Source organism: Shimia sp. SK013, from assembly GCF_001292625.1.
Lineage (GTDB): Bacteria > Pseudomonadota > Alphaproteobacteria > Rhodobacterales > Rhodobacteraceae > Shimia.
On record NZ_LAJH01000010.1, the window covers coordinates 41,857 to 60,535 of the forward strand.

General features: G+C 57.4%; 21 protein-coding genes. 10 read left to right on the forward strand and 11 right to left on the reverse strand.

Annotated features, from left to right (window positions below; translation table 11 throughout):
• The first annotated feature begins 1 nt into the window (after position 1).
• From SHIM_RS07790 to SHIM_RS07805, 4 genes are all read left to right on the forward strand, one after another.
• Positions 2–892: a DMT family transporter gene (locus SHIM_RS07790; RefSeq protein WP_241488814.1), complete on the forward strand. Its 891-nt coding sequence runs from the start codon at positions 2–4 to the stop codon at positions 890–892.
• 191 nt (positions 893–1,083) lie between these two features.
• Positions 1,084–1,470 carry an NADH:ubiquinone oxidoreductase subunit NDUFA12 gene (locus SHIM_RS07795; RefSeq protein ID WP_054002083.1) on the forward strand — a complete coding sequence of 129 codons (387 nt, stop codon included), beginning with the start codon at positions 1,084–1,086 and terminating at the stop codon, positions 1,468–1,470.
• Between the two features lie 4 nt (positions 1,471–1,474).
• Complete coding sequence (mlaD, locus tag SHIM_RS07800; protein ID WP_054002084.1) at positions 1,475–1,921, forward strand: outer membrane lipid asymmetry maintenance protein MlaD; 447 nt, start codon at positions 1,475–1,477, stop codon at positions 1,919–1,921.
• A 47-nt stretch (positions 1,922–1,968) separates the two neighbouring features.
• Positions 1,969–2,427 (forward strand): DUF2155 domain-containing protein, encoded by a 459-nt coding sequence (locus SHIM_RS07805; RefSeq protein ID WP_241488815.1) that lies wholly within the window; start codon positions 1,969–1,971, stop codon positions 2,425–2,427.
• On the opposite strand, the gene aat is transcribed toward SHIM_RS07805, so the two are convergent.
• From aat to tldD, 11 genes are all read right to left on the reverse strand, one after another.
• On the reverse strand, positions 2,385–3,008 hold the full coding sequence (gene aat / locus SHIM_RS07810) for a leucyl/phenylalanyl-tRNA--protein transferase (RefSeq protein ID WP_054002085.1): 624 nt from the start codon (positions 3,006–3,008) through the stop codon (positions 2,385–2,387). The two genes, SHIM_RS07805 and aat, sit on opposite strands and share 43 nt — an antisense overlap.
• 19 nt (positions 3,009–3,027) lie before the next feature.
• Positions 3,028–4,380, reverse strand: coding sequence for an acetyl-CoA carboxylase biotin carboxylase subunit (gene accC, locus SHIM_RS07815; protein WP_054002086.1), 1,353 nt, complete (start codon positions 4,378–4,380; stop codon positions 3,028–3,030).
• Between the two features lie 9 nt (positions 4,381–4,389).
• Positions 4,390–4,884, reverse strand: coding sequence for an acetyl-CoA carboxylase biotin carboxyl carrier protein (accB, locus tag SHIM_RS07820; RefSeq protein WP_054002087.1), 495 nt, complete (start codon positions 4,882–4,884; stop codon positions 4,390–4,392).
• A gap of 147 nt (positions 4,885–5,031) precedes the next feature.
• The gene (locus SHIM_RS07825) at positions 5,032–5,583 is read right to left on the reverse strand and encodes a LuxR C-terminal-related transcriptional regulator (RefSeq protein ID WP_054002088.1); all 552 of its coding nucleotides are present in this window, start codon (positions 5,581–5,583) and stop codon (positions 5,032–5,034) included.
• A 95-nt stretch (positions 5,584–5,678) separates the two neighbouring features.
• On the reverse strand, positions 5,679–6,386 hold the full coding sequence (locus SHIM_RS07830) for a substrate-binding periplasmic protein (protein ID WP_241488816.1): 708 nt from the start codon (positions 6,384–6,386) through the stop codon (positions 5,679–5,681).
• Positions 6,387–6,579: 193 nt separating this feature from the next.
• The gene (locus tag SHIM_RS07835; protein WP_054002090.1) at positions 6,580–7,209 is read right to left on the reverse strand and encodes a 3-oxoacid CoA-transferase subunit B; all 630 of its coding nucleotides are present in this window, start codon (positions 7,207–7,209) and stop codon (positions 6,580–6,582) included.
• Positions 7,210–7,211: 2 nt separating this feature from the next.
• Positions 7,212–7,931 carry a CoA transferase subunit A gene (locus SHIM_RS07840; protein ID WP_054002091.1) on the reverse strand — a complete coding sequence of 240 codons (720 nt, stop codon included), beginning with the start codon at positions 7,929–7,931 and terminating at the stop codon, positions 7,212–7,214.
• 98 nt (positions 7,932–8,029) lie between these two features.
• Positions 8,030–8,599, reverse strand: a complete 570-nt coding sequence (locus SHIM_RS07845) for a L,D-transpeptidase (RefSeq protein ID WP_082358326.1) — start codon at positions 8,597–8,599, stop codon at positions 8,030–8,032.
• A 151-nt stretch (positions 8,600–8,750) separates the two neighbouring features.
• Entirely contained in the window at positions 8,751–11,354 is a 2,604-nt protein-coding gene (gene topA / locus SHIM_RS07850) for a type I DNA topoisomerase (RefSeq protein WP_054002092.1), read from the reverse strand.
• Positions 11,355–11,534: 180 nt separating this feature from the next.
• Complete coding sequence (dprA, locus tag SHIM_RS07855) at positions 11,535–12,683, reverse strand: DNA-processing protein DprA (protein ID WP_054002093.1); 1,149 nt, start codon at positions 12,681–12,683, stop codon at positions 11,535–11,537.
• Positions 12,684–12,827: 144 nt separating this feature from the next.
• The gene (gene tldD, locus SHIM_RS07860) at positions 12,828–14,249 is read right to left on the reverse strand and encodes a metalloprotease TldD (RefSeq protein ID WP_054002094.1); all 1,422 of its coding nucleotides are present in this window, start codon (positions 14,247–14,249) and stop codon (positions 12,828–12,830) included.
• Between the two features lie 183 nt (positions 14,250–14,432).
• Here tldD and coxB point away from each other — a divergent pair, with 183 nt between their 5' ends.
• From coxB to SHIM_RS07885, 6 genes are all read left to right on the forward strand, one after another.
• The gene (gene coxB / locus SHIM_RS07865) at positions 14,433–15,281 is read left to right on the forward strand and encodes a cytochrome c oxidase subunit II (RefSeq protein ID WP_054002095.1); all 849 of its coding nucleotides are present in this window, start codon (positions 14,433–14,435) and stop codon (positions 15,279–15,281) included.
• A gap of 80 nt (positions 15,282–15,361) precedes the next feature.
• On the forward strand, positions 15,362–16,300 hold the full coding sequence (gene cyoE / locus SHIM_RS07870; protein ID WP_054002096.1) for a heme o synthase: 939 nt from the start codon (positions 15,362–15,364) through the stop codon (positions 16,298–16,300).
• Position 16,301: 1 nt separating this feature from the next.
• Entirely contained in the window at positions 16,302–16,463 is a 162-nt protein-coding gene (locus tag SHIM_RS20380) for a hypothetical protein (protein WP_193749886.1), read from the forward strand.
• Positions 16,463–17,038 (forward strand): cytochrome c oxidase assembly protein, encoded by a 576-nt coding sequence (locus SHIM_RS07875; protein WP_054002097.1) that lies wholly within the window; start codon positions 16,463–16,465, stop codon positions 17,036–17,038. Before SHIM_RS20380 ends, SHIM_RS07875 begins: the two co-directional genes overlap by 1 nt.
• 37 nt (positions 17,039–17,075) lie before the next feature.
• Positions 17,076–17,876, forward strand: a complete 801-nt coding sequence (locus tag SHIM_RS07880) for a cytochrome c oxidase subunit 3 (protein ID WP_054002098.1) — start codon at positions 17,076–17,078, stop codon at positions 17,874–17,876.
• A gap of 110 nt (positions 17,877–17,986) precedes the next feature.
• Positions 17,987–18,676, forward strand: coding sequence for an SURF1 family protein (locus tag SHIM_RS07885; protein WP_054002099.1), 690 nt, complete (start codon positions 17,987–17,989; stop codon positions 18,674–18,676).
• Positions 18,677–18,679: the final 3 nt, after the last annotated feature.

The window sequence follows — 18,679 nt, forward strand, 5'->3', positions numbered from 1 at the left end:
GGTGGTTAACCACATCGCAACAGACAGGCAGGCGAACCTGCTGGGCAGCCTGTGGATGGTGGCATCTATGGCGCTGTTTGCCGTGGAGGACGCGTTGATCAAAGGAGCGGCGCAAGGCATTCCGATGAGCCAGATCCTTGTGATTTTTGGCGCGGGAGGTGCCGCGATTTTCGCATCATTGGCCAAGGCACAGGGCCTGGCCCTGTTTCCTGCAGCAGCGCGCGCACCAGCAGTGCGGGTGCGCGTGTTTTTCGAAGTCTTCGGGCGGCTTTTCTATTTCCTCGCATTGGCGTTGACGCCACTGTCGTCAGCCACGGTCATTTTACAGGCCACACCTTTGGTGGTTGTCGGCGCGGCAGCGGTGATTTTTGGCGAGCGGGTTGGCTGGCGCCGGTGGGTGGCGATTGGTATCGGGTTGGCTGGCGTGGTGGTGATCATCCGGCCGGGCGGAGACAGCTTCTCGGCGCTGTCGTTGTTGGCGGTTGCCGGCATGTTGGGCTTTGCAGGGCGGGATTTGGCGAGCCGTGCCGCGCCCAAAGAGTTGAGCACGATCTTGTTGGGGCTTTACGGGTTTTTGACCGTGATTGCCGCAGGAGCGATGTATTCTGTCTATGAGCAGCAGCCTTTTGTTCGACTGGAAGGCACAAGTGGCATTGCCCTTGGCGCGGCGATTGTGACAGGCGTGTTTGCCTATACCGCCCTGATGAAGGCGATGCGAACGGGTGAAGTTTCGGCGGTGACACCGTTCCGGTACTCGCGGCTGCTATTTGGCGTGGCGCTAGGGGTGTTTATTTTCGGGGAGCGACTTGATGCGGCGACCTGGTTGGGTTGCGGGCTTATTGTGCTGTCAGGCTTGTTTATCTTGATGCGTGGGCGGGCCGTGGCGCGCTGAAGAGCATTCAGGGCGGTCGATGAACGCGAATCTATGTCTAGGGCCTCAGGAATCCCCTAGCTTCGCACAGATTGGTGACTTGGATGCCTAGTTCGCAAAAATGGGTGTTTTGTTACGGCGCCTGAGCTTTGCCTGCACTGGACCTTTGGCGGCAAATGGTTCATATGGAGAGAGAATTTGCGGAGGCACCCATGGGCATTCTGAGCACGATCAACAGCGTTCTGACCTGGTGGAACGGCGGAACACTGAACACCAAGCTTTATACCCGTCGCAAGGGTGTAAAAGTCGGTGAGGATTCCGCCGGCAACGTGTACTACCGGAATGCTGAAGACAGCAAGCGATGGGTGATGTTCAACGGCGAAGTTGAAGCCAGCCGGATCAGTGCCGAGTGGCACGGTTGGTTGCACCATACGTTTAAGGACGTGCCGTCTGAAAAGACCTTGCCGCACAAAGACTGGGAAAAACCGCATCAGGAAAACCTGACAGGTTTGGCAGAGGCCTATGCACCTTCTGGGTCGATCCGTGGGAGTGGCGCGCCAAAAGAGCGCCGCGACTACGAGGCGTGGAGCCCCGAGTAAGCCCATGTCGGCAGTTCGCACAGAAGCGCTTGTTGGTGCCGCCGTTCTGGTCGCCGCTGCAAGTTTCCTAGTTTACGCGACCCAGTTCACCGAGCGCGACGGCGGCGGTGACAGCTATGATTTGACGGCGTCGTTCCGGTCTGTGGAAGGCGTCAGCGTCGGCACCGATGTGCGCCTTGCGGGCGTGAAAATTGGCACGGTTACGGACATCACGTTGGATCCGGCCAGATTTAGGGCTTTGACGGAGTTTTCTGTCGCTGGAGATATTGAGCTGCCTGATGACAGCGCGGTGGTGATCAGCTCCGAGGGGTTGCTTGGTGGCAATTTCGTAGAAATCCTGCCTGGCGGGTCGCCGTTCAACTTTGAAGCGGGCGATGAGATCGAAGATACCCAGAGTTCCGTGAGCCTTGTGTCGCTGTTGTTGAAATTTGTCAGCGGTGGTGACGAGTGATGCGGCGGTTCCTGACAGCAACGTGCGCAGCGATAATGCCGGTGGCTTTGAGCGCACAGACCATTGTGATCGAAACGCTGGAGATCGCTCCGCTGGAATTTGAATCGCTGTCAACGCCACAGACGCTGGGCGACGTGTCCAGCGAATCCGTTGTGGCTGCCACGGTGGCTGAAGGAGCGTTGTTGCGTGGGTTGGACAAGCTGACCGGCGAGCGCGTGGATTTCGAACTGGAGAATGGTTATTCCACCTTTATGGGTCCGCTGCGGGTGGATATGGCACAGTGTCGCCACCCTGCGGACAATGCCACGGGTGAAGCCTATGCCTATCTCACGATCATGGGTGACCGCGGCGAAGGGGATACGTTGTTTCAAGGCTGGATGATTGCGTCGAGCCCCGCGCTGATGGCGCTGGATCATGCGCGCTATGACGTGTGGGTGATGCGCTGCAAGACGTCGGAGGCGGCTCAGGACGCGGCGAGTACTTCCGAGGCTGACGGCAGCGACTGAGCGGTGATGTCGGCGTGTTGCCGGATCGCCCAAGTCAGCAATTTGTGATAATCCGCACGTGGAATTTCGATCGCGCCCAATGAGGCGAGATGGTCAGTGATGAACTGGGTGTCAAATAATGTAAAGCCCGAGCGACGCAGGTGCGTGATCAAATAGGCCAGCGCAATTTTGGAACCGTTTGTTCGGCGAGACACCATGCTTTCGCCAAAAAAGGCCCCGCCGAGAACAACCCCATAGACACCGCCAGCCAGTTCGCCATCTTGCCATACTTCAAGGGAATGCGCTTTATCTCCGGCGTGCAAGGCCATGTAAAGGCGGTGAATTTCAGCGTTGATCCATGTCTCAGAACGGTCGGCACAGGCGTCCAACACACCCTCAAAATCTTGGCTGAGTGTGACGACATAGTCTGCACGGCGAATGGCGCGGGCGAGGCTGCGAGAGATGTGAAAGCTGTCGAGCGGAAATATTCCACGCCGGATCGGGTCTACCCAAAAGATGTCGGGATCATCGCGATGCTCAGACATCGGAAAGACGCCCATGGAATAGGCGCGCATCAAAAGGTCGGGTGTTAACTCACCCATGATGCGCGCCCACTATGGGTCAGCCCTCGACCATATTGGCGTCGAGCCACTTCTCCAGCCAGTGGATATTGTAATCCCCTGTTTGGACGTCGGCCTCGGCCAGAAGTAAGTGAAACAACGGCGTGGTCGTATCAATGCCGTCGACAATTAGTTCGCCCAAAGCGCGGTTGAGGCGCGCGAGTGCTTCGGGGCGATCACGTCCGTGTACGATCAGTTTGCCGATCAAGCTGTCGTAATAGGGCGGGATCGAGTAGCCGTCGTAGAGCGCGCTGTCCATCCGCACGCCAAGCCCACCAGGCGCGTGATACGCGGTGATCTTGCCCGGGCAGGGCGTAAAGTTTGGCAGCTTTTCGGCGTTAATCCGAACCTCAATGGCGTGGCCATTGATGGTCAGGTCGTCCTGTCCAAAGGACATTGGAAGCCCCTCGGCGACGCGAATTTGTTCGCGCACCAGATCGACGCCAAAGATGGCTTCGGTCACCGGATGCTCCACCTGCAGGCGGGTGTTCATTTCGATGAAATAGAACTCGCCGTTCTCGTAGAGGAATTCGATTGTGCCGGCACCGATGTAGTTGATCTTGGCAACCGCATCCGCACAGACCTTGCCAATTTTGGCGCGTTCCTCGGGGGTGATCGAAGGGCCAGGGGCTTCTTCGAACACTTTCTGGTGGCGGCGCTGCAAAGAGCAGTCGCGTTCGCCCAGATGCACCGCGTTGCCTTTGCCGTCGCCAAAGACCTGAATTTCTATGTGGCGCGGTGTGGTCAGATATTTTTCAATATAGACCTCGTCATTGCCGAAGTTGGATTTGCCCTCGGCGCGTGCGGTCATAAAGGCGCTTTCCATGTCGGCGGCGGTTTGCGCCACTTTCATGCCACGCCCACCACCACCGGCGGTGGCCTTGATGATGACCGGATAGCCCATTTCCTGGCCAATTTTTTTGGCAGCGTCCAGATCAGGCACGCCACCCTCGGAGCCGGGCACACAAGGCACGCCCAGTTTGAGCATCGTGTCTTTGGCGGTGATTTTGTCACCCATCGTTCGGATGTGCTGTGCAGTTGGGCCGATAAAGGTCAGACCGTGGTCTTCGACCATCTGCACAAATTCTGCGTTTTCAGACAGAAACCCATAGCCGGGGTGGATTGCTTGCGCGCCTGTGACTTCGCAAGCCGCAATCACGGCGGCCTTGTTGAGATAGCTGTCAGTGCCCGGTGCCGGACCGATACAGATTGCCTCATCGGCCATCCGTACATGCATCGCATCGGAATCGGCCGTGGAATGTACAGCAACCGATCCAATGCCCATTTCGCGGGCCGCACGGATCACACGTAATGCGATCTCTCCGCGGTTTGCGATCAGGATTTTATTAAACATATCAGCGCCTTATTCGATGATAACCAGAGGTGCGCCATATTCGACAGTGTCGCCGTCTCCGACCAGTACTCGGGTCACGGTGCCGGATTTTGGCGCCGGAATATGGTTCATGGTCTTCATAGCTTCAACGATCAGCAGCGTGTCGCCCTCAGATACAGTCTGGCCAGCAGACACAAAGGACGGCGCGCCAGGTTCGGCCTGAAGGTAGACCGTGCCAACCATCGGCGAGGTCACAGCGCCAGGATGGCTGGCTGGATCGGCTTCAGCGCTGGTGGCCGGTGCGGCAACGTCTTCAGGAGCAGCAGCCACGGCTGCCGGAGCTGCAGCGACGGGCGCCTGTAGAGGCGCGGCTGCGATCTGCTTTTGGCGGCTGACGCGCACGTTAAGGCTGTCATCTTCGCCATATTCACGCATGACCTCAAGTTCGGTCAGATCGTTTTCACGAAGCAGTTCTGCCAGAGCCTGAATGAAGGCGACGTCGGAATCGTGGTTCTTTTTGCTCATTTTTCGTTTTCTATCCTCTGCACGCGCTGCGCGGTTGAGTCTTTTTGGTTTTCCCTAAAGGGGGCTTATAGGTCAAAAACTGCCCTTAGGAAAGCCGAACTGCATGTCGGCTGCGGGCGCTACCCGCAGATGCCCAGTGTGGCGGACTTAAAGAGGCATACCGGAGAGTTTGGCGACCAGTTCAGCCAGCTTTCGTGCCCCGAATTTGCGCAGCAGTCGGGCGCGATATTCTTCTACGGTGCGATAACTGAGGTTCAAGTCCAGACCAATTTCTTTGGAAGTCAGGCCACGGCATGTGAGAATTGCCACTTCGCGTTCCCTTTGTGTCAGCGCGACGATGGGGCGGTCTTCGGAAAGATCGGCAAAGGACCAGACCGAGGTGCTAAAGGGAGTTTCGGGCGTGTCGGTGGTGGCGGCCTGACCGCGGACGCGGCACCAGAAAAGCGATCCGTTTGAACGTTTCATAATCCGCTCGTCAGAGTAGCGCCCGGTGTCACGGATGGCGGCATACACCTTGGCGCCGATAGTCTGGAAGTCTTCCTCCGATGCGTAGATTTCGGCGATCGGCAAGCCCGCGCAGGCTTCAGGTATCAGGTTGAACATTTCGCCAAACCGCGGGTTTGCGCGACGGATAACGCGGTTTTCCAGAAGGATGAGACCCACAGGGGCGTGATCAAAGGCGAGGGCGTATTGGTCCATGGGCCAAGTGTTTGGCACAGCGCGGGCCAAAGAGGAAGGTGCAAAGAAAAAGGACGCCCGCATGGGGCGCCCTTCTGATGCGGTTGTGATCGGAGTTAAAGGCCAGCGTTGAAAGTGTCGCGCGCTGCGTGGCCTTGGTCGGAATTTTCGAAGCAGACCAGCAGGTTGTGGTTGGCCAGATCGGTGGCGTGGAAGGTCAGCTCGCCTGCGACGTCGGTCAGGCGCGGTTCTGTGGCGACAAGGTTTTCAAACACGTTGCGGTCGATAACGGCGGCATCCATGCGACCGGCGGCAACTTTTTCCACGTTTGAGGCATCGGTCGGACCCTCGTCAACTTTGAGAGTGCCATCTGCGATCATACCGTCGAATTTGGCTTCGTTGATGTAGCCCTGCACGACGCCGATACGGTAGTTGGCGAGATCTTCGTGGGAAGACCAATCAAAAGCATTGTCCTTTCGGTGCACAAATCCGACTGGGCTGGTGCCAAAGGGGGCGGAATACACACACCGGTCTCCGTCTTTTTCCGCGTCGGCGCCCGCATCGTAATACTCTGGATATAGGCCAATCCACGCGGGGTCTTTGGCCGCAAGGTTCACGGCGCGGTTCCATGGGAAAACCTGAACTTCTGCCGTTACACCGGATGCCGCAAAGGCGGATTTGACCGCGTCCGTGCTGGATCCTGTGGTGTCAGCGTTGACGTAGGGTGGCCATTCCAGAGTTGTCAGTTTTACGGTTTCGGCCTGTGCCGTCGTTGTGGCGATGGCTGCTATAGCGGCGGCAAAGACGGGCATGGATTTGAACATGAGGTATTCCTTGTTGGTCGTATTATTTGGTAGTTTTCACCATCACTGTCCTAAGGAAACGTTATCCACGCGCTGCCGGCGCTTCGGAAAGTCGATAAATTTGATTGAAAAATTTTGCGGAATTTCGAGGTTCAGACCAAAAAAATGGCCCCCCAGAAAACTGAAGGGCCTGTTTTGATCGATGAGTTTTGTTTTAGTTGACCAAGGTCGCTTCAGTCGCTGCGCGGAACTCCTCGTCGGAGACGCCATCTGCCAGTTCCACCAGCGTCAGGCCGCCCTCGACCACGTCCATCACGCCAAGGTTGGTAATGATGCGATCAACAACACCTTTGCCGGTCAGGGGCAGCGTGCATTCCTTGAGAACCTTGGAAACGCCATGTTTGTTGGCGTGGTCCATCACCACAACCACACGGCCCACACCGGCCACCAGATCCATCGCGCCGCCCATGCCTTTGACCAGCTTGCCGGGGATCATCCAGTTGGCGAGATCGCCGTTTTCGGCCACTTCCATCGCGCCAAGGATGGCCATCGCGATCTTGCCGCCACGGATCATCGCGAACGATTGCGCGCTGTCAAAATAGGCTGTTTGCGGCAGTTCAGTGATTGTCTGCTTGCCTGCGTTGATCAAGTCGGCGTCCTCGTCCCCTTCAATCGGGAAAGGGCCCATGCCCAGCATGCCGTTTTCAGATTGCAGTGTAACTTCAACACCTTCGGGGATGTAGTTGCTGACCAGCGTCGGGATGCCGATGCCGAGGTTTACATACCAGCCGTCTTGCAGTTCTTGAGCGGCGCGTGCCGCCATTTGATTGCGATCCCAAGCCATGATTACGCCTCCTTCGCACGCACGGTGCGCTGCTCAATACGTTTCTCGTGATCGCCCTGGATGATGCGGTTCACATAGATGCCGGGCAGGTGGATTGCGTCCGGATCAAGCGAGCCTGTGGGCACGATTTCCTCGACCTCGGCGATGCAGATCTTGCCGCAAGTCGCGGCAGGGGCATTGAAGTTGCGGGCGGTTTTGCGGAACACAAGGTTGCCGGTTTCATCCGCTTTCCACGCCTTAACGATGGCGAGATCAGCAAACATGCCTTCTTCCATGATGTAATCTTCCATCGCACCGTCAGGTCCGGTGGGGAATTGCTTTTCAAACTTGCCCTCGGCGATCACAGTGCCGACGCCGGTTTTTGTGAAAAAGCCCGGAATGCCCGCGCCGCCAGCGCGCATACGCTCGGCCAATGTGCCTTGGGGGTTGAACTCGAGTTCAAGCTCGCCCGAAAGGTACTGACGCATGAATTCTGCGTTTTCGCCCACGTAAGAGCTGATCATCTTTTTGACCTGTTTGGTCTGCAGCAAGATGCCGATGCCGAAGTCGTCGACGCCCGCATTGTTGGAAGCAAACGTCAGGTCTTTGACGCCGCTGTCGCGGATGGCGTCCAGCAGAAGCTCTGGAATGCCGCAGAGGCCGAAGCCGCCGGAGGCAATGAACATGCCGTCGCTGAGCACGCCTTCAAGCGCGTCTGCGGCATTTGCATATACCTTTTTCATGGATCTCTCCCCTTAATATCGGAATTGCCGCGAGTTGTGACCTTAGGGCAGTCGCAAGTCAATGTTGACGGGGGCAGCAAGGTATTACTACGGGCGCGTCAGATGATCCGGACCTGCGTGCCGACGGGGCAGACCGCGAAGAGGTCCTCGATGGAGGGATTATAAAGCCCGATGCAGCCGTCCGAGCTGCGGCGTCCGATTTTGCGTGTGTCGTGGGTGCCGTGGATCAAGTAGGCGGGCCAACCAAGATACATGGCGTGTGTACCAAGCGGATTGTCCGGGCCGGGAGGCATGTATTTCAGGTCTGGATTGCGTTCGACCATGCTTGGCGTGGGCGTCCAGTCTGGGCCGACGCGTTTGCGAATGATTTCGGTGTAGCCACGTTTTGTGAGATCTTCGGACATAGGCACAGAGGTGGGGAACACACGATAATCTGCACCGTCACCGCTCCAGAAATGCAGCGCGCGGGATGTGGTGTCGGCCACGATGGTCGCAACGCCAAGATCGTCAAAATGTGTGCGCCAATCCTGTTTCGAAAAACTGGAAATGTTGCGCAGAGCAGGGGCCGGTTGCGGCGTGGTCTCTTGGGCGGAACCGATGCGCGCGGTCAGGCACAGAGCAGGGAGCGCAGCCAGAAAGGCGCGACGCGGCAGTTTGTTGAAAGGCATGGTTTGGTCCGTTTTTGCTCGATTTTGCAAGTATCTGGGGACCAAAACGTTAAAGCGCAATTCACAAGCCGTTGATCGACTGGTTTGAGAGGTCTGGCAGGACCAAACCCCTCAGATGTGCGCGGATTGCCGCTTACTCGTCAGCGGTTTTCTAGGGAGCGGCCTTTTTGGCAGGGGCTTTTTTCTTGGCTGCCGGTTTTTTGGCCGCGGTTTTTTTCTTGGGGGCCGCTTTTTTCTTGGCGGGTTTCTTGCCGGCCTTTTCCGCAATCCATTCCACAGCCTGTTCCATGGTCACGTCCTTGACCTCGACCTCTTTGGGGATCGTGGCGTTGACTTTGTCCCATTTCACATAGGCACCATAACGGCCGTCCATGATATTGACCGGACCACCTGCATCGGGGTGTTCGCCCAATTCACGCAAGGCTTTGGCAGCGGCGCGGCGGCCTCGGCCGGGGTTGTTGCGCTTCTCGGTGATCATTTCCATCGCACGGTTCATACCGATTTCAAAGACGTCCAGCGTTTCCTTGAGGTTGGCGTAGACCGGTTTTTCCTCATCGGGCAACTGATGCATGACATAGGGACCAAAGCGACCCAAGTTGGATGCGATCGCGCCGCCATCTGGATGGACGCCGATTTCGCGAGGAAGGGTCAGCAAGGTAACGGCCTGTTCCAACGTGACCTCATTGGGCCCCCAGCCAGGCAGGAAATCTTTGCCCTGTTTTGGCAGCGACGACCGTGGCGGTTTCTTGTTTTCCGGTGTGGCTTCGCCGCGCTGAACATACGGACCAAAACGGCCGGATTTCAGGTGGATTTCGTCGCCGGCATCCTCGCCAAGAACCTTTTCGTATCCTTCTGCGCCTTCTCCCGAGATCGGGCGCGTATAGTTGCATTCCGGATAGTTGCCGCAGCCGACAAAGCCGCCAGTGCGCGAGGTTTTCAGATGCAATTGGCCCGCGCCACACTTCGGGCAGACCCGCGGGTCAGTGCCATCTTCGCGTGTCGGATACAGTTGCGGTGCAAGTGCTTCGTCCAGAATGTCGAGCACTTCGGAAATCCGAAGATCGCTGGTTTCGGCAATCGCGGCAGAGAAGTCTTTCCAGAAGCGCGACAGAACGGTTTTGTAGTCGCGCTCGCCTGCGGACACGTCATCAAGTTCTTCTTCGAGGTTGGCGGTGAACTCGTAGCCAACATATTGGCGGAAGAAGTTGACCAAGAAGATCGTGACGATCCGGCCTTTGTCCTCTGGGAAGAGGCGGTTTTGTTCTTTGCGGACGTATTCGCGGTCCTGAATGGTCGTGATAACCGAGGCATAGGTCGATGGGCGGCCAATGCCGAGTTCTTCCATGCGTTTGACGAGTGTCGCCTCGGTGTAGCGGGGCGGCGGCTGGGTGAAATGTTGCTCGGGCGAGACAGACCGTTTGTCCATCGCTTCGCCCTGCATGATCTGGGGCAAACGCTTGCCGTCGTCGTCATCCACAACCTGATCGTCGCGGCCTTCTTCATATACGCGCATAAATCCGTCAAACATCACCACCTGACCGGTGGCGCGCAGTTCAATCTGGGCGTCGTCAGAGGCGATGTCGACGGTTGTACGCTCCATGCGGGCGCCTTCCATCTGGCAGGCCAGCGTGCGTTTCCAGATCAGATCATAAAGCTTGCGCTGATCTTCCTCAGAGACCTTGAGGTCGGCCGTTTTGCGCATCATTTCTGTGGGGCGGATACATTCGTGTGCTTCTTGAGCATTCTTGGCTTTGTTTTTGTAAATACGCGGTTTTTCGGGAACGTATTCGGGACCATAAAGTGCCGCAATGGTGTCGCGCGCCTCGGCGACGGCCTCGGGGGCCATGTCGATACCATCGGTCCGCATGTAGGTGATGTAGCCTGCCTCATAGAGGCGCTGCGCTGTGCTCATGCAATGTTTGGCGCCCATGCCGAATTTGCGGCTGGCCTCTTGTTGCAGAGTTGAGGTCATGAAGGGGGCGGACGGGTTGCGCGAGGCGGGTTTTGCCTCGACCCGAGCCACGGACAGTGTGCGGCTTTGGATGGCCTGCTGCGCCAATTCGGCGGCGGTAGAGTTCTCAAGCGAGAACTTGTCGAGCTTTTGGCCGCCCATAACCGTCAGGCGGGCTTCGAACTCTTTGCCGCGCGGAGTCGCCAGCAGAGCTTTGACGGACCAGTATTCACGGGCGTTGAAGGCTTCGATCTCGGTCTCGCGTTCAACGATCAAACGTAAGCAGACCGATTGCACACGGCCCGCGGAGCGCGCGCCAGGCAGTTTGCGCCACAAGACGGGCGACAGGTTAAAGCCTACGAGATAGTCCAGCGCGCGGCGGGCAAGGTAGGCGTCGACAAGCGGCTGGTCCACTTGGCGCGGGTTTTGCATCGCTTCGGTAACTGCGGCTTTGGTGATGGCGTTGAAAACCACGCGGCTGACAGGGGTGTCTTTCTTGATAGCACGGCGTTTGCGCAGCGCTTCTTCAAGGTGCCAGCTGATGGCTTCGCCTTCGCGATCGGGGTCGGTTGCGAGGATCAGTTCGTTGTCGTCTTTGAGCGCATCGGCGATGGCTTTGACATGCTTGCGTGAGTCGTTGCCGATCTCCCACAACATATCGAAGTCCGCGTCAGGATCGACTGAACCGTTTTTTGCGGGCAGGTCTCGCACGTGGCCGTAAGAGGCAAGTACGGTGTAGTCGGAGCCCAGATACTTGTTGATTGTTTTGGCTTTGGCCGGGGATTCGACGACGACAACTGGCATAAAAATTCCTCTCGACTCAGAGCGAGCTATATGGCCGCGAAAAATGTGGGGCGAAAGGGGGGATTGTCAATGCATCGCGGAAAATCGCTTGGCGGAAGACGCAAAAAACCTTGAGTTGGGCGGTGAGTGGTGCGGAAATTGGCGCACATTTAGGAGATGCCGCCATACATGGCTGCGCTCCTACACCTTGGACAACAGCCCGCCGGATTGGCGAGTGATGCGGCCATCCATCTCAAGATCCAACAGGGCAGGGGTCACATCGGCGGCTTCTGCTTTGATGTCGCGGATCAGCTGGTCCTCGGCCACAGGGGTTGGTCCAAGACGGTCAAGGATCATCATGTGCACGGCATGTGTTTCGCGCAGTGTACGTTTTGAGCGCAGCGTTGGCGCAGGCTCTTCCAGCGGAAGGGGCTGCTGCGCCTGAGTGTCGTCTGCGCTGGGGCTGAGCGCGTCAATAACGTCCTGCGCATTGCGCACTAAAGGTGCACCATCGCGGATCAGGATGTTGCAGCCCGAAGCGCGGGCATCAAACGGATGGCCGGGCACGGCCAGTACGTCACGCCCTTGATCAAGCGCGGTGCGTGCAGTGATCAGACTGCCGGATTTTGCCGCAGCTTCGATCACCACAACTGCACGGGCGAGGCCCGAGACTATCCGGTTGCGGGCCGGGAAGTGTCGGGCACGGGGGGCGAGACCAGGGGGGTGCTCAGAAAGGCACAGGCCTTGCTTGATGATGTCCTGGCCAAGTTGGGCATTTTCGGGCGGATACATTATGTCCACCCCGCCAGCAAAAACGGCAATGGTGCCGGATTGAAGGGCGGCGCTGTGGGCGGCAGCATCGATTCCACGTGCGAAACCTGAAACAATTACAAAGCCAGCCTCAGCCAATTCCCGACCAAGTGCTCGGGTCATGCGGGCACCCAAAGTAGATGCGTTGCGGGCGCCCACCAGAGCGACCATCGGCTTTTGCAACAGCTGTGCGTCGCCGCGCAGCCAAAGCATTGGCGGCGCGTCAGCGATGGAGGCGAGACTGGTGGGGTAGGCAGGTTCATCGAAAAACACGGCGCGCGCTTTGACAGCTCGGGCGGCCACAATTTCCTGTGTGGCGACCTCATCGCTGCAGGGGCTGTAGTCCTTTACACCCGCCGCCCGCGCCACTTCAGGCAAAGACTCAAGCGCAGCTTTGGCGCTGCCATGTTCGGCGAGCAAACGGTGAAAGGTAACGGGACCGACACGTCGGGAGCGCAAGAGGCGGAGCCGGAAAAATCTCTCATCTTCCATGGTGGGTGGGAGTTGGGGGTGAGTGGAAGAAGTGCGATCCTCTGTCATCCTCGGCTCCGTCTCATTGCAATACAACGTTAGGGCGAATCTGGTTAATGACAGGTAAATTTAAGGGGGCTTTCAAGAATACGTATTTGATTTGTTAACCAAGCTTGTGCGCGGCGCAGGGGCGCCGCGCCGCGAAAATCGGGATCAGGTGGCCGAGCCGCCAACTGTCAGCCCATCCATCAGCACCGTGGGTTGTCCGACCCCAACCGGCACCCATTGGCCAGCCTTGCCGCAGTTTCCCATTCCCGGATCCAACGCCATGTCATTGCCCAGCCCTTTGATCTGCATCATCGCCGTGGCCCCGTCGCCAATCAGTGTCGCGCCCTTTACGGGCGCCCCCACCTTGCCGTTTTCAACGCGATAGGCCTCGGTGCAAGAAAATACAAATTTGCCATTGGTGATATCGACCTGTCCGCCACCAAAGCCAACCGCGTAGATGCCGTCTTTGAGCGAGCTTACAAGGTCGGCAGGATCGGCGGTGCCGCCTTGCATGTACGTGTTGGTCATGCGCGGCATCGGCGCGTGCGCATAGCTTTCGCGACGTCCGTTTCCGGTGGGGGCGACGCCCATAAGGCGGGCGTTTTGACGGTCTTGCATGTAGCCCACAAGAATGCCGTCTTCGATCAGGGTGTTTTTGGCCGAAGGCGTCCCTTCGTCGTCAATGGAGATGCTGCCGCGTCGGTCCGGAATGGTGCCGTCGTCAACAACAGTCACACCCCGCGCGGCGACTTGCTGGCCGATCTGGTTGGCGAACTTTGAGGTACCCTTGCGATTGAAATCGCCTTCGAGACCATGCCCTACAGCCTCATGCAACAAGATACCGGGCCAGCCAGGGCCAAGCACAACTTCCATAGGGCCAGCCGGGGCAGGGACCGCCTCAAGGTTAACCAGCGCAATGCGCAGTGCTTCGCGGGCTTTGGCTTGCCAATCGACAGGATCCAACAGGCCGTCAAGGCCAATGCGGCCACCGCCGCCGGCAGACCCGGATTCGCGGCGGCCGTTCTTTTCGACGATCACCGAAACGTTCACCCGAGTCATTGGGCGCACGTCAGTAATAAGTGTGCCGTCGGGCCGAAGAATCACAATTTCCTGATGTGACGCGGCCAGCATCGCGGAAACCTGCACGACGCGGGCATCAAGATCGCGGGTGAAGGCATCGATGTCGCGCAATGTCTCGATTTTTACAGGAAAAGGTACGCCATTGATCGGGTCAGCATCGGTGTAGAGCTTGCGGCTGGTGGGCTGGGGGCTCTCTGCCAGAGTGCCGCCGCCGTCGGCAATTGCAAGTCGGGTTGTCTGAACCGCACGGGCGATAGCTGCTTCGGAAATCTCGGAAGAATGCGCGAAGCCCGAGACTTCGCCGTTGACTGCGCGCAAGCCAAACCCTTGTGCTGCATCAAAGCTGGACGTTTTGAGACGGCCGTCATCAAACACCAGCGCCTCGGAACTGCGGCGCTCAAGGAACAGATCGCCGTCCTCCGCGCCATCGGTGGCCTGACGCAGCAAGCGCAGGGCTGCGGCCTCTTCAATTGAGGTTTCAAACGGACGAAAAGGGGTGTGGGTCATTTGGGCTTTGCTCACTCAAGTTTTGATCTAAATCAAAAAAGCGACGGTTCGCCGCAAGCTTCGATCTTTATCTAGGCGCAAGAATATGGTTTCTAGGCGCGAAACAACAGCGGGATTCCGCCGAACATACGGCAGTCGCGCGAATCTGAACAAAAACAACACCGCAACCGATCAGGGTGACCCATGCGAATTCTATCGACATTTCTGGGCCTTATGGCAGCAGTAACCGCCGTACCAGCCATTGCTCAGGCAGCTGAACACCTCGGCAAACCTGAGCCCAAAGGCACGGGGTTCCAACCTGCGGCCACTGAACTGGCCACCCAAATCCACCGCCTCGACTGGCTGATTCTGGTAATCATCACTCTTATCGTGGTGTTTGTGACCGGTTTGATGATTTGGGTCATGATCCGCTACAACCGCCGGACCAACCCTAATCCATCCAAATTTACGCACCACACAACGCTGGAAATTGCCTGGACGGTCTTGCCGATTCTGATCCTGCTGTTCATCGGTGCCAACAGCCTGCCGGTCCTGTTCAATCAACAGGAAATTCCCGAAGGCGAAGTGCACATCAAGGTGACCGGATATCAGTGGTACTGGGGTTATGAATATACAGATCACGAGTTTGAATTCGAAAGTTTCCTGCTGCCGAAAGAGGATCTGGCTGCGAACGGCTACAACGCAGATGAGTACCTGCTCGCGACCGATACCCGCGTTGTTGTGCCTGTTGGCAAAACCATTGTGATGGACGTGACCGGTGCCGACGTGATCCACAGCTGGACCATCCCGTCCTTTGGCGTAAAACAAGATGCCGTACCGGGCCGCATCGCGCAGCTTTGGTTCAAAGCCGAGCGTGAAGGCGTGTACTTTGGTCAGTGCTCCGAGCTTTGCGGCAAGGACCACGCTTATATGCCGATCACGGTCGAAGTTGTCTCGGAAGAGAAATACAACGCTTGGCTGAAAGGCGCGATCGAAGAGTATGCGGGCGATATGTCCACGATTCCGGCCGTCAAAGTGGCTGCGGCTGACTAACAAATTGGCGGGGCCAAGGGCCTCGTTCATCAGTTTACGATAAGGGCGGGCTGGAGCCCGCCTTTGCGATAAGGAAGACCATGAGCGACGCAAGCATCAATACGCAAGCCAACACAGGTGAAGCTAGCTTTGGCGACTATTTCGCCTTGCTGAAGCCGCGCGTGATGTCATTGGTGGTGTTCACGGCTGCTGTTGGCCTGTTGGCTGCACCGGGCAGCCTGCATCCGTTTGAAGCCTTTTGTGCCATTCTGTTTATTGCGGTGGGCGGCGGTGCCTCCGGCGCGCTGAACATGTGGTTTGACAGCGACATCGATCAAGTGATGAAGCGCACACAGGGCCGGCCCATCCCGGCTGGCAAAGTGCAACGCGACGAAGCTCTGGCGATTGGCGTGGCACTGTCAGGCTTCTCTGTCGTGATGCTCGGGCTGGCCACCAATTGGGTTGCTGCCGGACTGCTGGCCTTTACGATCTTTTTCTACGCCGTGATCTATACGATGTGGCTCAAGCGCTGGACGCCGCAGAACATCGTGATTGGTGGCGCGGCGGGCGCTTTCCCTCCGATGATTGGTTGGGCGGCTGTCACGGGTGGCGTCGCAATTGAATCGGTTCTGATGTTCACGTTGACCTTCATGTGGACACCGCCGCACTTCTGGGCACTGTGCCTGTTCATGAAGTCCGACTACAAGGACGCGGGCGTGCCGATGTTGCACGTGACCCACGGTCGCCGTGTGACCCGCAATCACATTCTGGTTTACACACTTTTGCTGGCCGCCATTGCAATTGGCATGGCGTTCACCGGCGTGGGTGGCCCGATTTACCTAACGACGGCTCTGGTGCTAAACGGCTTGTTCGTTCTCGGCGCCGTGTCGATCTGGCGCCGCGATGAAACGGTCGCGGAAGCTGACGGATACAAACGTGAAAAAGCGTTCTTTGCGCTGTCGCTGGTGTATTTGTTCCTACATTTCGGCGCGATTCTGGCAGAAGCCCTGATGGCGCCATATGGCTTTGGAGGCTGGTAAGATGAGTTTTCGCGAACCTCATGAGCTTCACAAACGTCGCTTTGGTCGTAACCTTGGCGTGGCGCTTGTGCTGACGAGCTTTATCTTCATCGTGTTCGGATTGACCTATGTGAAGATCACGCGTGGCGACTATGAGCCGGAAAACGCGAGTGTCGAACGCTGATGGCGATGGATCCCAAACATAAAACTTTGGCACAGACCCTGAGCGTGGTTGTCTTGATGGGCGCGCTCGCATGGGCGTCGGTGCCGTTTTATGACTGGTTTTGTCGTGTGACTGGCTTTGGCGGGGTGACGAACTCTGCGGATGCTGGCAGCGACACCATTCTGGAAAAGACCATCAAAATCCGATTTGACGCCTCGATCGAGCGGGATATGCCGTGGGTTTTCAAACCCCTGCAGCGCGAGATGGAAGTGCGCATTGGAGAAACAGGCTTGGCCTTTTACGAGGCGTACAATCCGACCGACCGGCCAGTGGCGGGCAGCGCGAGCTATAACGTGGTGCCATATGATGCGGGTGGGTTTTTCACCAAGATCGACTGTTTCTGCTTTGAAGAGCAGCTGCTGCAACCGGGTGAGCGGGTGACTATGCCCGTAAGCTTTTACGTGGATCCCGAAATTGTCGAAGACCGTGACGCAAAATACGTCAAGGTGATCACGCTGGGTTACACATTCTATGAAATCGAGCTGCCCGAGGAGACCGCCTCCTTGACGCAAGCAACCAACAAAGACGTAAATTAAAAATACGCCTTCCAACGAGGGAAACGAGGGACCGAACATGGCGCATGCTAAAAATCACGACTATCACATTCTGAACCCCTCCGCATGGCCGCTGCTTGGCGCGCTCGGCGGTTTTGTCATGCTGTTTGGCGCTGTGCTGTGGATGCACGATAGCGGTCCTTGGATATTCCTGATGGGCCTTATTGGCGTCCTTTATGTTATGTTTGGCTGGTGGGCCGACGTCGTTGCCGAAAGCCAGATTGGCGATCACACTCCGGTGGTGCAGATCGGTCTGCGCTATGGCGTGATCCTGTTCATCATGTCCGAAGTTATGTTCTTTGCCGCGTGGTTCTGGACCTTCTTCAAACACGCCATGTATCCGATGGGTCCGGAAAGCCCAGCTGTGGATGGCGTTTGGCCACCGGTGGGCATTGAGACGTTTGATCCCTGGCACCTGCCGCTGATCAACACGCTTATCCTGCTGCTGTCGGGCTGTGCTGCAACTTGGGCGCACCACGCGCTGGCACATGAGAACAACCGCAAAGACATGAAGCACGGTCTGATCATTGCTGTTCTTCTGGGTCTGCTGTTCACATACTTCCAAGCCTACGAATACAGCCATGCGGCCTTTGGTTTTGCTGGCAACATCTATGGCGCCTCGTTCTTTATGGCGACGGGCTTCCACGGCTTCCACGTGGTGATCGGCACAATCTTCCTGCTGGTCTGCTTGATCCGCTTGATGAAGGGCCACTTTACCCAAGAAAAGCACATCGGTTTCGAAGCCGCGGCTTGGTACTGGCACTTTGTGGATGTGGTTTGGCTGTTCCTCTTTGCAGCGATCTATATCTGGGGTCAGTAAAGCCCGCAGATTGGGTCTGATGAACGGTTGATCCCGCAGGACCAATGAGATTTAAAGCAGATCGCGGCGGGGGCCTCCTCGCCGCGATTTCGTTATGAAAGGGCCTGTCTTTGCGCCGTCTGATCCTGCCTTTGTTCTTTGGCATCCTCGGCACCGTGGTACTGGTGTGGCTTGGCACGTGGCAGTTGCAGCGGTTGGCGTGGAAAGAGGGCGTGTTGGCCGATATCAACGCGCGCATCGCTGCGGAGCCAGTGGCATTGCCGGAGCGGCCAAATCCTGAATTGGATACCTATCTGCCAGTTGTGGTGTCCGGCCATGTGACAGATCAGGAAATACACGTGCTCGCCAGCACCCGCGATGTGGGCGCGATCTATCGGGTGGTCACTGCGTTTGAAACCGAGGGCGGGCGCCGTATATTGGCCGATCGTGGGTGGATCAAAACCGAGAACAAAGACATCACGCGCGCGCCGCACTCCGCGACTCTGGTGGGCAATTTGCAATGGCCTCAGGAACGCGACGGGTTTACGCCGGAAAATGATGTCTCGGAGAACATCTGGTTTGCCCGTGATGTGGGTGACATGGCGGCTGTTCTGAAGACTGAGCCGGTGTTGATCGTGGTCCGCGAGGCGACATACAAAGTGTCGGAAAACGGCCCAAGCGTGACGCCGTTGCCGGTCGACACGTCAGGCATTCCCAATGATCACTTGGGTTATGTGGTCACCTGGTACGGACTAGCGATTGTCTGGGTGGCCATGACCCTGTATTACCTGCGCCGGATGCGCAAAACCAAGAAGGCTTGAGCG